Source organism: Frankia sp. CcWB3 (assembly GCF_977927595.1).
In genome coordinates this window covers 1-12,599 of record NZ_CDWRCK010000116.1, presented here as the reverse complement: position 1 = coordinate 12,599, position 12,599 = coordinate 1, and the positions used below count along the sequence as shown (strand labels likewise).

Here is a 12,599-nt window from a genome sequence, read left to right as displayed (position 1 = left end):
GTCCGGGATCGCTCGCCGATTGCGGACGTCGTGGCCGAGCATGTACAGCTGCGTCCGGCGGGGCGTAACGAGCTCGTCGGGCTGTGCCCGTTCCATGACGAGAAGTCACCCTCCTTCTACGTCAATGCGGCAACCGGCCTGTTCCACTGTTTCGGATGCCAGCAGGGTGGCGACGTCTACTCCTTCGTGCGGGAGATCGACGGGCTGACCTTCCGGGAGGCGGCGGAACGCCTGGCGCGTCGGGCCGGGGTGACGCTGGCCTACGAGGGCGGTGGAACCACCGGCCGTACGGTGTCCAGCCAGCGGCAGCGGCTGCTGGAGGCGCACCGGGTGGCCGCCGAGTTTTACGCCGAGCAGCTAGGGTCGCAGGCCTCCGCGCGCGCCGGCTGGGACTTCCTCGCCGCGCGGGGATTCGATCTTACCGCGGCGGCGCGCTTCGAGGTCGGCTACGCCCCGACCGGCTGGGACACCCTCACCCGGCATCTGCTCGCCCGGCGCTTCACCGGCGAGGAGCTGGTGCTCGGGGGGCTGGCCAAACAGGGCGCCCGCGGGGGCCTGATCGACCGTTTCCATCATCGGCTGATGTGGCCGATCAAGGATCTCGCCGGTGAGGTGGTCGGCTTCGGTGGGCGACGCCTCGCCGAGGAGGACGCCTCGAACGCCGGGCCGAAGTACCTCAACACGCCGGACACGCCGTTGTTCAAGAAGGCGAACCTGCTCTACGGCGCCGACCTCGCCCGCCGTGACATCGCCCGGCGGTACCAGGTCGTGGTGGTCGAAGGTTATACCGACGTCATGGCCTGCCATCTCGCCGGGGTCACCACGGCCGTGGCGACCTGTGGCACCGCCTTCGGCTCCGAGCACGTCGCGGTGGTCCGCCGGCTGCTCATGGACTCCGACGAGCGTCGCGGTGAGGTGATTTTCACGTTCGACGGCGACGCGGCCGGGCAGAAGGCGGCGCTACGCGCCTTCGAGCACGAGGAGCGTTTCGCCACCCAGACCTTCGTGGCGGTGGAATCCTCCGGCCGCGACCCCTGCGAGCTGTGGATGAGCGGTGGCGACGGCGCCGTGCGGGATCTGGTGGCCAGCCGGGTGCCGCTGGTCGAGTTCGCAATCTGCGGGGTGCTCGACCGCTACGACCTCAACACCACCGAGGGCCGGCTCGCCGCCTTGGACGCCGCCGCGCCGCTGGTCAACCGGCTCAAGGACGCCGCGTTGCGGCACCGGTACGCGGTGAACCTGGACCGCTGGCTGGGTTTTCTCGACGAGCGGTTCGTGGTGGGCCGGGTGGCCGAGCACCGGTCGCGGCAGGGGGGCGAGCGGGCTGGCGCCCGTTCCGCGCCGATGCGCCGGCACGGGGCGGGGGCCGATGACGCGGCGGTCATCGTGGAGCGTGAGGCGCTCAAGCTGGCCGTTCAGTATCCCGGGCTTGCGGGCCCGATGTTCGACACGCTGGCTTCGGAGATGTTCGCTGTTCCCGCGCACCGTGCCGTCCATGACCTCATCGCCGAGGCCGGTGGGGTGTGCGCGGGGCTGGCGAGGTCCGGTGAGGTCACCACCTGGGTGACCGAGCTGACCGCGGCGGCTCCGGAGGAGGAGCTGCGACGCTTCGTTACTGCCCTCGCAGTGGAGAGGGTGCTGTGCGACCACGATGTGGATGATCGTTATGTCGACGAACAGATGTCGCGGGTACAGGAGTTGCATGTGACCCGTCGGATCACGGACCTGAAGTCGCGTGTGCAGCGGCTCAACGGGGTGACCGACGCCGAGGCCCTCCGCCGTGCATTCGGCGAGCTGATTGCTTTGGAGCAGCACAAGCATCAACTCCGGGAGCGGGGCGTAGGTGCCGCGTAACCTGGGTCGATCCCGAGAAGGAAGTGACGAGATTCCGCCCATGAGTCCTACCGTCCTACCCCGCGAAGCCCAGGTGGACGAGGTCAAGGACCTCATCACCCGGGGCAAGGAGATCGGGTTCCTCACCACCGAGGATGTCACGGTCGCCATCCAGGCCGCGGAGCTGCCCCCGGAGCAGGCCGAGACGGTGCTGCAGGTGCTGAACGACGAGGGCATCGAGGTACTCGAGGCGGGAGGTGAGAGCCCCGACGAGGCGGATCTGCTGGCCCGCCGTCGCCGCGAGGAGGAGGAGCTCGCCCTCAAGGCGCCGACTTCCGACCCGGTGCGCATGTACCTCAAGGAGATCGGCAAGGTCCCCCTGCTCACCGCCGAGGAGGAGGTCGATCTCGCCAAGCGGATCGAGGCGGGGCTGTTCGCCTCCGAGAAGCTGGCGGTGGCCACCAAGAAAACTTCCCCGCAGATGCGGCGGGACCTCGAGGCCATCGAACGCGACGGGCAGATCGCCAAGCGCAAGCTGGTTGAGGCGAACCTGCGTCTCGTCGTCTCGATCGCCAAGCGGTACGTCGGGCGCGGCATGCTGTTCCTGGACCTCATCCAGGAGGGCAACCTCGGCCTGATCCGGGCGGTCGAGAAGTTCGACTACACCAAGGGCTACAAGTTCTCGACCTATGCCACCTGGTGGATCCGGCAGGCGATCACGCGGGCCATCGCCGACCAGGCACGCACCATCCGTATCCCGGTGCACATGGTCGAGACCATCAACAAGCTGATCCGCATCCAGCGGCAGCTCCTGCAGGACCTCGGCCGGGAGCCGAGTCCGGAGGAGATCGCCAAGGAGATGGATCTCACTCCGGACAAGGTGCGTGAGATCCTCAAGGTCTCACAGGAGCCGGTGTCGCTGGAGACCCCCATCGGTGAGGAGGAGGACTCCCACCTCGGGGACTTCATCGAGGACTGCGACGCCGTCGTCCCGGTAGACGCGGCTAGCTTCATCCTGCTTCAGGAGCAGCTCGACTCGGTCCTGCACACCCTGTCCGACCGGGAGAAGAAGGTCATCCAGCTGCGCTTCGGGCTCACTGACGGGCACCCGCGTACGTTGGAGGAGGTCGGGCGCGAGTTTGGGGTCACCCGGGAGCGCATCCGCCAGATCGAGTCGAAGACGCTGTCCAAGCTTCGGCACCCCTCCCGGTCGCAGAAGCTGCGCGACTACCTGGAGTAGGAGCGGCCGGCAACCATTTCCGGCTGTTGACTGCCGATAGTGTTATGGTTACCTCTGGTCGATGTTTGATATTCGTATCGGGTTCGGTATCGGGGTTTACTGACCTGTGTGTCGCGTCGCGTGAGGATCAGTCCGATCCGTTCGATGCATTTTTCATGATCAGGCGGGTTCCTCGATGACCGTCCGGATCATTCAGGCCCGGGATGGACGCTCTCGTCGTGATCCGGATCCGGGAGTCACGCCGATCCGGTGGGAGTATTGACCCGTGTCGCCCCCCGCCGGGTTCCGGCACCCGTGGGCTGGACCGGGATGTCCCGGCCCTCGCTGCTCGGTAGCCGTCCGGTCAGGGCGGTGAAAACCGTGCGGAGGTAGTCGTCGGGCCGGGTGGCGGCCTCGGCCCACTCCGCGGCGCGCCGGCCGACGCGGGCCAGTCGCGCTCGGTCGGCGAGCATGCCGTGCAGGACGTCCGCCAGCGCCTGCGCCGACTCGTCCATCGGCGTCTGCCCGGTCACGCCGTCCTGGTAGGCGTCGTGGCTACCGCCTGAGGCGGGTCCGATCACCGCGCACCCGGCGAGCTGCGCCTCGAGCAGCACGATGCCGTAACCCTCGCCGCTGATCCGTGGCCCGCGCGAGCGGGTGCGGGTGCACAGCGCGAACAGGTCGGCGGTGGCGTAGAGACGTGCCAACGCGTCGTCGGCCGGGGACTCGTGCAGCTCGGTGTCGGGGTGCGCGGACACCAGCTCGTGCAGGGCCCCGGGTGCCGGGCCCTGCCCGGCGAACACCAGCCGGACCGGGCCGAGAGTGGCCCGGACGGACTCCACGGCCTCCAGCAGGACCCCCGCACCCTTGCCCACCCAGTCACTGAGCCGGAACACGCTCAGCATGGTCGGTACCGGGGACAACGGCCGGCGGCGGCTCGCCTCGGCCAGCAGGGTCGCCCGCCACGTCGGTGAGATGCCCGGCCGGAGGATGGGCGCCAGCCCCAGCGTCGACAGCGCGCCGGCGCTGTAGGAACTGATCGTGACCGGGCGCAGGAGCGGGTCGGCGCGCAGGATCGCGCGGTCGGTGCGGCGCATGCCCCAGATGTCGGTGCCGTAGAGCAGCACTGGGCCGAGGCGGGCCCGGGACAGTCGGACGGCTGCCGCCGCGACGGGGATGAGGTTGGCGTGCCCGGCGACCACACTGTCGGCCTGGCCGAAGCGGCGCGCCGCAGCGAGCGCGCGCGACGCGAAGCGCGCCCTGATCGCCGGGGTCAGCTCGACGCCTGGCTCCAGCATGTCGACCCGCAGGAGATCGGCCCCACCGGCCCGCAGTGTCTCCTCGACCGTCGAAAGATAACGCTCGATCCCACCACCGAGGCCGCGGGAACTGCTCAGCAGCAGAACCCGGGCAGGTCGATCGGTGAGGGAGGCGGTCGGGGCGGTGGATCGGCGCGAGATCTGCACGGAGAGTGATTTTAATATTTCTCCAGGTGCTAGTCCTGTGTTGTGGAGCGTGTCATAGTAACGTTTCGAGTTCTCTTGACTGCCTGTAGCTTCTCCGATGATGGCGACAAGGGGTCGTGTATGGAAGCCGATCTGCGGTACCGCAACGGTGGTAACCCGCCTCTCCTCGATCTGATCGACATACCGGCGGGTAAGGCGCTGGACTGTGGGTGCGGAGCCGGGGACAACGCGCGGCTGCTGAGGGCCCGGGGCTGGCGGGTGACGGGGGTGACGATTGATCCGTCCGAGCGGGCCGCCGCCGCGGCCGAGTGCGACCACGTCGAACTTGCTGATCTGAGCGCCGGGCTGCCCTTCGTCCCCGACGGGAGTCACCAGCTCGTGCTGCTTTCCCACATCCTCGAGCACCTGGCGGATCCGGTGCCGTTGCTCGTCGAGGCCCGGCGGGCGCTGGCACCCGGCGGCCGGGTCCTGGTAGCGCTGCCGAACGTGCTGCACTACCGGCAGCGCGCGCTGTTCCTGCGGGGTCGGTTCGAGTACACCGAGACCGGTCTCATGGACGCTACCCACCTGCGATTTTACACCGTCGACTCGGCACGGCGGCTGTTGGAGGACAACGGACTGCGCATCGTCGCCACCGCCACCACCGGTGGTCTGCCGTGGTGGCGCACCCGTGAGCTGCTCCCCGGGGACCTGGTGCGGCGGTGGGATCGCCGCGTGCTGGACCGGTGGCCGAACATGTTCGCCTGGCAGGCGCTGTTCCTCGCGGCGCCACAGGCGACGCGCCGGACCGGCGCCCCCGGCGTTGCCGTGATGCGGCAACGGTCCGCGCCTGGTGGCCGGCCCGGCTACGGCCAGCTTGTCCAGTGAGCGGCGCGCGGCTCGTCGTCACGTGCCTCTCCCGGCGGGGGAAGCATCGAGAGACCGTCCAGCAGGCCGTGGAGGACGAGGGCCGAGGTTCGGGTACCGTGCCCGAGGAGCATGTCCAGGGCGACGGCGCGGGGTAGCACGACGACCGCCGTCGCCAGGGCGATCAAGGCGGCCCGGGCCCGCCATCCGCGGACCCGGGCGAACCAGAGCCGGTTGCGCACCCCGTAATAGGCGTCGCCACGCCGGGGGACGGTCGTGCTCCCGATGTGCCGTGCACGGTGCGGACTGACCACGACGCTCCATCCGGCTTCCCGGACGCGGTAACAGAAGTCGACATCCTCGAACCCGAGGTAGTAACGGCCGTCCAGGGGGATCCGCCGCAGGCAGTCCGCCTTGACGAACATGATCGTGCCTGCGACCCAGTCGGCCTCCAGGGGTCGGTCGCCGGGGGGGCGCCGGGCCTTCGGTGCCGCCAGGACCGGGCTCAGCCGCGCCGGGCCCGAGCGCCGACCGTCGTCGTCGACCAGGGTGGGAGCGACCACGCCGATATTCGTCCCGGCCAGCAGCTCCAGGCAGGCGCGCAGCGCCGGGTCCGGGATCCTGACGTGGTTGCCGATCAGGAGATAGGCCTGCGCGGCGGGGTAGCCGTGGCTGGCGAGCCGGAAGCCTCCGCCGAGACCGAGGTCGCGGGGCGGCAGGATCCAGGCGACCGAGGCCGGCAGGTGGTCGGGTCGGTCCGACCGGTCGTTCGCGACCACCGCCACTTGGGCGATGACGGGGCTGCCGTCGAGCCACCTCGCAAGCTCCACGGTCGGCCGGTGTGGACCCCAGTGGACGATCACCGCCACGGTCTTAATCGGACCCCCTGCGTCGCTCGGGTAGAGCATCCGGTCCGGCGGGCGACGAGCCTCCACGGCTCGGAATGAGTACCGAGGGTAACAGGAATGCCTCTGCATGTAACGGTGAGTGAGATGCGGGATGCTGGCGTGACCCGCCGACGATACTGCGTGCTCCATGATTCGGTGTGCTCCACGATTCGGTCCAAATCATTCACCGGCCATGGTGGGAGGCGCCCCCGCCAGCGTCCTGCGCCGGGGTCCGGACATATGACGGGGACCGCCATGCCCGGTGAGCTGGAGAATGTCGTGGTTTCCGGATATCGGACCGCATATGGAGCACTGTTTAGTCGTCTCGATGAGTTGAAGGTTGGGGATCCCCTCCCCGTCGAGGTGCGAGACCGTTACTACACGTATCGCGCCGCCGAATCTGAGATGGTAGCCCCGACTCGGTTCGACGTCGCCTGTCCGGTGTCCGGGGAACTTGGTGAGGTGCCGGGCAAGGAGCTGATTACTGTAGGCTCTCCGCCCCTGACGGGGGATTTCCCGGAATGGACACGGTGTGGTCCCGGGTGGCAACGGTTTGGATTTCGCCGGTGCCCTTCATGGTGATTAGTATCCCCGGCGGTTGGCCAACGACGGTGTCGGCGGCCACGGGCCGAGCCGATGCCGGTGGAAAGTCGGGCATCGGATACCCTGCGAACTGGCGCACGTTACGCTCGGATAGCGCGGGGATAAACCAGACGCGTGATGCCGGCGGTGGTGGCGCCGTGGGCGGCCATCCTCGACCGGCTGCGGCGGCTTGCTCAAGGACGCAGCTCGCTCAAGGACATTGCGGGATCGGCTTCGGGGGAATTCGATGAATGGGCGGGATCGGATACGGCGTGGCTCGACGATCCGGCACGGCGGTGCGGGCCGCCCGTCGGGTGGCCACCGGTGGTTGCGCCACGAGGTCGGGGCGGGGACGGCTGTCCCCGGGAGCACGCGGACCGGCGATGTCGGTCCGCGTGCTCGTCCAAGTCATGGATGCGTTGCGGGTGGAGCGACGATGGTCCGGTCAGTGCTGTTCCAGTCAATGCTGCCCCGGTCGATGCTGGTCCGGCCGCTCTCGGGGGTCGCCGCCCTGATGGGGGGTGCGCTCGGTCTGTTTCTGGGACTGCTCTGTCTCATCGGCGGATGGGGCGGGCCCGTGCCGTCGCCGGTCGCGTTGTCGTGCGTGGTGCTCGCGGCCGCGGCGTTGTCGATCGCGGTGGCGATCCTCGCCGCGGCGGTCCGGCCGGGTCCGAACGGTCTGGCCGATGCGAACGGTCTGGCCGGTCCAGCCGGTCCAGCCGGCCCGGACATCCGGTCGTGGGATCCCCGGGGAGGCGTTGGCCGTGCGTGGCCGTGGCGCGGCGTGGTGGACGAGCTGACCGGGCTGCCGGGCCGACGGTACTTCCTCGACGTCGCCAGCCGTTGTCTCGCGGGCGGTGAGCACCGGGCGCGCGGCGCAACGTCCGTGTCGGTGCTGCTCATCGATCTCGATCGGATGCGCGATGTCAACGGGGCGCTCGGGCATGAGTATGGGGACCGCCTGCTCGCCACGGTGGGTCGCCGGCTGCGCGGGGCGCTGCCCGGATCGGATCTGCTCGCCCGGGTGGACGGCAACGCGTTCGCTGTGCTGTTGCGCGGCGCTGACGTGGCCCGGGCCGAACAGGTCGCTCGGCGGTTGCGGGAGGTGCTGGAACTGCCCGTTCCGCTCGCGGGAACTCCGGTGCGGCCCGAGGCGAGCGTGGGGATCGCCCATGCCCCCGAGCACGGCCGTGGCGCGCTGGAGCTCTTTCGTCATGCAGAGGAGGCGATGTACCTGGCGAAGGGGGGCCGTCACGGGCAGACCGTCTACGCCCGCGATCATCCACCGATCAACCGGGCCCGCCTGCTGCTGCGGGCCGAGGTGCGTCATGCGCTGGACTCCGGCCAGATCGAACTGAGTTACCAGCCCAAGGCGGATCTGCGCAGTGGTCGGATCAGCGGTGTGGAAGCCCTCGTCCGCTGGCGTCATCCGGTCGACGGCGTGCGGCCGCCCGACGCCTTCTTGGCGGAGATCGAACGCGCCGGGTTGATGCCGAAGCTCACCGTGCAGGTCCTTGACCAGGCCCTGGCCGACTGCGCGCGCTGGCACGGCCGGGGTGCCCCGCTCGCGGTATCGGTGAACGTCCCCGCGTCGGTCATCGTCGACTGCGCCTTCGTCGGCGTGGTGCGGGCCGCGCTCGCCCGGCACCGGCTCCCGCCCTCGGCGCTCGTCATCGAGGTCACCGAGGACTCCCTCATCGTGGCGCGGGAGCTGGCACAGGGAACCCTGGCGGGGCTGCGCCGGTTCGGTGTGCGGGTCAGCCTGGACGACTACGGCACCGGGTTCTGTTCGCTGTCGTACCTGCGCGAACTGCCGGCCGACGAGGTGAAGCTGGACCGGACCTTCCTGCGTGACCTCGACCGCGATCCGGCCGCGGCCGAGATCGTGCGGTCCACGGTCTCCCTGGCGCATGCGCTGCGGTTACGGATTGTCGCCGAGGGGGTCGAAACGCAGCGTTCCTGGGCCTCTCTCGCCGCCTGGCAGTGTGACGAGGTCCAGGGATACTTCGTGTCACGTCCGATGGCCGGGGAACGAGTCGTCGGCTGGTTGCGGGAATGGGGTAGCCGGCTTGCCGTCCATCCCGGGACCGCGCCGCGCGCCGTGGCGGGACCGGTCGACACCTGCGCGGCACAGTCCCCGGTCTCCCCGATCGTGGCACCGGCGGTCGAGGCCGTCGTGGCCACGCGTCCGTCGGCGGCGGGACCGGCAGCCCGGCGGGCGGTCGGGCGCCGGGCTGCCGGCCGACCTTGCGGCCTCCTGATGGCGGTCGACGGCGTGGCGGTCGCACCGGGCCCGTGATGGCGGTCCGATTCGGGGGTCCGGGCGCCGCCGGCACCAGGACCGTGACGTCCCTGATCCCGGGGATCAGGGTTCGGGCCCATCCCCGCCGGCTGCGGCGTCCAGCCGTAGCGTGAGCGCGGCGACGGCGGCGATCTGCCCTGCGTCCTCGCCCGGGGCGCCGGCCACGATGCCCTCGCAGATGTCGCGGTACATGGCCGGGTAGCTGTCGAGCCGGTTGACTCGCCGCCGCAGGATGCGGGACCCGGCCTCCGCGGTGTACTGCGAACCGTCGACGATGGTGGCCGTCACACCGTTCGCGCGCAGCTGGGACTGTTCCCGCAGACCGTGCCGGCTGCCCCCGGCACTGGTCAGCACGAGCGAGAGGACCGCGTCGTTCTCCAGCTCGACGTACACCGTGAAGGTGTCCGTGCGGGAGCGGGCCACCGTGCTCCGGCGGACCGGCGCGAAGTCGTTGAGCCAGAGGAAGTGGTCGATCCAGTGGCAGCCGTTACTGACCAGCCGGGTGCGTGAGGACGGCCAGCGGTACCAGTGCCGGCGGGGAAGCGGTTCCTCGTACACCACGGCACTGTAGATCAGCGGCTCGTTGCCGTCGGCTAGGCGCAGGTCGGAGCGCAGCCAGGCGTTCATCGGGCTGTGGCGTCGCTGGAAGCAGGCGAACAGGCGCCCGCCGGCGTGAAGGAGTTTCACCAGCCGGTCGAGATCGTCCTCTGTGGTGACAACGGGCTTCTCGACGACGGCCACTGAGCCGAGCCGCAGCGCCTCCCGGGCCAGCGGCGCGTGCGTGTGGTGGTAGCCCGCGATGAGGACGACGTCGGCCCGCTCCCCGTCCCGGAGCAGCGCCGCGGTGTCCCAGGAACATCGGTCCGGTCGCCGGGCGCCCAGCTGGACGGGGTCGATCTCATGCACACCGACGAGGTCGAGGTGATCACGGACGTGCGGGACGATTTGTGTCTTGGCATAGTGTCCCAACCCGAACAGGACAGCGGTGGGTCGTCCGGACGCGGGCGGCGGGCCATGGCGCGGGGTGCTCTCCGTGATCGGACTGATCCCGGCGAGTGGGCGATCCCCGGGTCGGGCCCCGGTCCACTCGGTTGCGAGCCAGGCGACGAGACGGTCGACGGCACCGGGATCCACCGGTGCTCCCGACATCGGAGACCAGCCGATGAGCGTGTCGTCCACGACCGGCAACGCGGTCGCCGGCCGGGCCCGGTAGACGATCGCGGATCGCGGTGGTGGCGGATCGGGGCTGACGAAGCCGAGTGGGTCGGCGGGAGCGGGAGCGCCGGTGGGGCCGGGCGGCCCGACCGGGCGGACGAGGTCCTGATGCAGGACGATGCGTTCCATGCACGCCGGGTGGCAGGGGGCGACGAAAGCGACGGTCGTTCCCGTCCGCGAAGCCGCCCCACCAGCGGGTGGGACGGCTTCGACCAGGGTGCCCAGGCCCACGCCGAAGTAACGCTGGTTGCGGTCGCGTTCCCGCAGCCGGCTGGCCGTTTTGCGGGCGACCGCGCGGATGCCGAACTCGCGGGTGTAGGCGGCGAGGGCCCGGCCGCTGCCCGCCCTGACGAAGAACTGACCGTCCACGGGAAACAGCGTCACCCAGGTGTCCGGGCGGATCCGGCAGTGGCCGGGCAGGGGGGTCTCGTCGAGGAAGCCGGCCAGCCACCGGTTCCCGATCAGGATGTTCATCCCGGTGCCGGGGTCCGGTCGACCGGGACATCCGCGAGGCCTGCCGGGCCTGCGGGGTCCGTAGGCGCGGCCGCCAGTGGCTCGTGACACGCCTCCGCCAGCAGGGCCATCGGCCGTGACAACGTCTCTTCGATCATCCGCGCGCAGTTCTCGAACGCCTCCCGACCGCCGTCGAGGGGGTCGGCCAGGTCGTCGAGGGCGGCCGGTAGCGCGCGGCCGGCGGCCCGGATCCGCCAGGCCGTGGTGGCGAGGTACTCCCCGGCCACCCGTGCCCCGCCCGGGGGGATGTCGGCGGGGCGGACTCCGGAGGTCAACCGTCCGAACTCGCGCAGGGTGAAGGTACGGCGCATGGCCCGCGGCACAAGGCCCACCACCGTCGAGCGGTGTGCGCGGGTCGCGCACAGCACCAGATCGCTGGCCTGGACCAGGTCCGCTGTCAGCAACCTTGCCCGGAAGCCGGACGGGTCGAGCCCTCGCGATGCCAGGATCGCCGCGGCCTGGGGATACATCGCCTCACCTGCCCGGGCGCATACTCCCGCGCTGCTCACCAGAAGATCCCCGGCGGGGCCGGGTGGATGCCATCCCTCGGACGAGGGCTCGTTACCCCCGGTCCCGCCGGATGCCGGCGCGCCGGCCGCGCCGAGGCCGATCCGGTCCAGCGCGGCGCTGAACCGGGCGGCGGCGAGATGCTCGGCCAGGGGCGAGCGGCAGACGTTGCCGGTACACACCATCAGTACCGCCCACGGTCGTTGCCGCACTGCCACTCCTTCCTCCGCCATCCCTTCCTCCTCTCTCCGCCGGGGCCGGCGGACTGCGGACCAGCTCAGCGTGACCGCTAGGGCTCGTTCCGGCGCCAGTAGACGCAGGTCCAGTCGACTTCGATGATCGGCTCGGTCACCCCGTGGGCGGCCCGGTAGTCCTCGACCGCCGCCCGGCAGCCGGGAACGGCTCCATAGTCGTCGACGATGCAGAAGCCGCCGTCGGAGAGCTTCGGGTAAAGCGCCGTCAGCGCGTCGGTGGTGCTCTCGTACATGTCGCCGTCGAGGCGCAGGACCGCGAGGCGCTCGATGGGCGCGGTGGGCAGGGTGTCCCGGAACCAGCCGCGCAGGAAGCGGACCTGATCGTCGAGCAGGCCGTAGCGGCGGAAGTTGTCCCGCACCTGCTCGAGGGACACCGACAGCTCCGCGTACTCGTGGTGGCGGTCGCCGGTGTCGGCGGCGTAGCGCCCCGGATTGGGCGCGGGCAGGCCGGCGAACGAGTCGGCGACCCAGACCGTGCGGTCGGGGACGCCGTAGGCGGCGAGCACCCCGCGCATGAGGATGCACGCGCCGCCCCGCCAGACCCCGGTCTCGATGAGGTCGCCTGGGACGCCGTCGACGATGACTCGTTCGGTGCACTCCTGGAGGTTGCGCATCCGGTGGTCGCCGGTCATCGTGAGCGCCAGCCGCGGCCAGTGCCGGCCGTCGGTCCGGGCGCCCGGTGCGCTCCTCTTGACGATTTCCATTCCCTGGCTGCGGAAGGCTCGTACCAGCATCCTCTTCGCGCCGGTGCGCGGCTCCCACGCACCGCCGTCCCGACCATCCCAGAGAGAGCAGGTCAGCGTCGTGCGAAGCAGATCGAGATACCGCACCGAGGTATCGGAAAGGTCGTGACGGGCGACGGTCGGGTCGTGCGGGGCAACGGTCGGCGTCGTGGTCATCATGGCTCCTGATGAGAGGGGTGAGCGCGGAAAGGGGATGGGGCCGGGGGCCGTCGGGCTCCGTTCGCTATTGGGT

The 12,599-nt window shown here is 70.3% G+C and carries 10 protein-coding genes; 5 read left to right on the top strand and 5 right to left on the bottom strand.

Annotated features, from left to right (window positions below):
* Together dnaG and ACY5KJ_RS10855 are read left to right on the top strand one after the other, a co-directional pair.
* Window positions 1-1,854 (top strand): DNA primase (dnaG, locus tag ACY5KJ_RS10860; protein WP_462203290.1); only part of this gene is annotated, 1,854 nt, incomplete at its 5' end.
* 40 nt (window positions 1,855-1,894) lie between these two features.
* Window positions 1,895-3,073 carry an RNA polymerase sigma factor gene (locus tag ACY5KJ_RS10855; protein ID WP_035730083.1) on the top strand — a complete coding sequence of 393 codons (1,179 nt, stop codon included), beginning with the start codon at window positions 1,895-1,897 and terminating at the stop codon, window positions 3,071-3,073.
* Window positions 3,074-3,309: 236 nt separating this feature from the next.
* Here the strand turns inward: ACY5KJ_RS10855 and ACY5KJ_RS10850 are convergent, their stop codons facing one another.
* Window positions 3,310-4,518 (bottom strand): glycosyltransferase family 4 protein, encoded by a 1,209-nt coding sequence (locus tag ACY5KJ_RS10850; RefSeq protein WP_462186685.1) that lies wholly within the window; start codon window positions 4,516-4,518, stop codon window positions 3,310-3,312.
* A gap of 120 nt (window positions 4,519-4,638) precedes the next feature.
* Between ACY5KJ_RS10850 and ACY5KJ_RS10845 the strand changes: the two genes are divergently transcribed.
* Window positions 4,639-5,385 carry a class I SAM-dependent methyltransferase gene (locus ACY5KJ_RS10845; protein WP_462186686.1) on the top strand — a complete coding sequence of 249 codons (747 nt, stop codon included), beginning with the start codon at window positions 4,639-4,641 and terminating at the stop codon, window positions 5,383-5,385.
* On the opposite strand, the gene ACY5KJ_RS10840 is transcribed toward ACY5KJ_RS10845, so the two are convergent.
* The gene (locus ACY5KJ_RS10840; RefSeq protein WP_462186697.1) at window positions 5,364-6,242 is read right to left on the bottom strand and encodes a glycosyltransferase family 2 protein; all 879 of its coding nucleotides are present in this window, start codon (window positions 6,240-6,242) and stop codon (window positions 5,364-5,366) included. The genes ACY5KJ_RS10845 and ACY5KJ_RS10840 overlap by 22 nt on opposite strands.
* Window positions 6,243-6,329: 87 nt before the next feature.
* Here ACY5KJ_RS10840 and ACY5KJ_RS10835 point away from each other — a divergent pair, with 87 nt between their 5' ends.
* Together ACY5KJ_RS10835 and ACY5KJ_RS10830 are read left to right on the top strand one after the other, a co-directional pair.
* Window positions 6,330-6,833, top strand: coding sequence for a class E sortase (locus ACY5KJ_RS10835; protein ID WP_462203289.1), 504 nt, complete (start codon window positions 6,330-6,332; stop codon window positions 6,831-6,833).
* Between the two features lie 436 nt (window positions 6,834-7,269).
* The gene (locus ACY5KJ_RS10830; RefSeq protein WP_462203288.1) at window positions 7,270-9,132 is read left to right on the top strand and encodes a putative bifunctional diguanylate cyclase/phosphodiesterase; all 1,863 of its coding nucleotides are present in this window, start codon (window positions 7,270-7,272) and stop codon (window positions 9,130-9,132) included.
* Window positions 9,133-9,198: 66 nt separating this feature from the next.
* Here the strand turns inward: ACY5KJ_RS10830 and ACY5KJ_RS10825 are convergent, their stop codons facing one another.
* The 3 genes from ACY5KJ_RS10825 to ACY5KJ_RS10815 are packed head-to-tail and all read right to left on the bottom strand — an operon-like array spanning window position 9,199 to window position 12,523.
* Entirely contained in the window at window positions 9,199-10,824 is a 1,626-nt protein-coding gene (locus ACY5KJ_RS10825; RefSeq protein WP_462186689.1) for a Gfo/Idh/MocA family oxidoreductase, read from the bottom strand.
* Window positions 10,821-11,603 (bottom strand): arsenate reductase/protein-tyrosine-phosphatase family protein, encoded by a 783-nt coding sequence (locus ACY5KJ_RS10820; protein WP_462186690.1) that lies wholly within the window; start codon window positions 11,601-11,603, stop codon window positions 10,821-10,823. The genes ACY5KJ_RS10825 and ACY5KJ_RS10820 overlap by 4 nt, the downstream gene beginning before the upstream one ends.
* Before the next feature lie 56 nt (window positions 11,604-11,659).
* The gene (locus tag ACY5KJ_RS10815) at window positions 11,660-12,523 is read right to left on the bottom strand and encodes a TylF/MycF family methyltransferase (RefSeq protein WP_462186698.1); all 864 of its coding nucleotides are present in this window, start codon (window positions 12,521-12,523) and stop codon (window positions 11,660-11,662) included.
* Window positions 12,524-12,599: the final 76 nt, after the last annotated feature.

Bases quoted from the DNA above. Each gene is read 5' to 3' on its own strand.
- ACY5KJ_RS10855 (WP_035730083.1), top strand. From the start codon at position 1,895: ATGAGTCCTACCGTCCTACCCCGCGAAGCCCAGGTGGACGAGGTCAAG.
- ACY5KJ_RS10845 (WP_462186686.1), top strand. From the start codon at position 4,639: ATGGAAGCCGATCTGCGGTACCGCAACGGTGGTAACCCGCCTCTCCTC.
- ACY5KJ_RS10835 (WP_462203289.1), top strand. From the start codon at position 6,330: ATGCCTCTGCATGTAACGGTGAGTGAGATGCGGGATGCTGGCGTGACC.
- ACY5KJ_RS10830 (WP_462203288.1), top strand. From the start codon at position 7,270: ATGGTCCGGTCAGTGCTGTTCCAGTCAATGCTGCCCCGGTCGATGCTG.
- ACY5KJ_RS10825 (WP_462186689.1), bottom strand. From the start codon at position 10,824: ATGAACATCCTGATCGGGAACCGGTGGCTGGCCGGCTTCCTCGACGAG.
- ACY5KJ_RS10820 (WP_462186690.1), bottom strand. From the start codon at position 11,603: ATGGCGGAGGAAGGAGTGGCAGTGCGGCAACGACCGTGGGCGGTACTG.
- ACY5KJ_RS10815 (WP_462186698.1), bottom strand. From the start codon at position 12,523: ATGACCACGACGCCGACCGTTGCCCCGCACGACCCGACCGTCGCCCGT.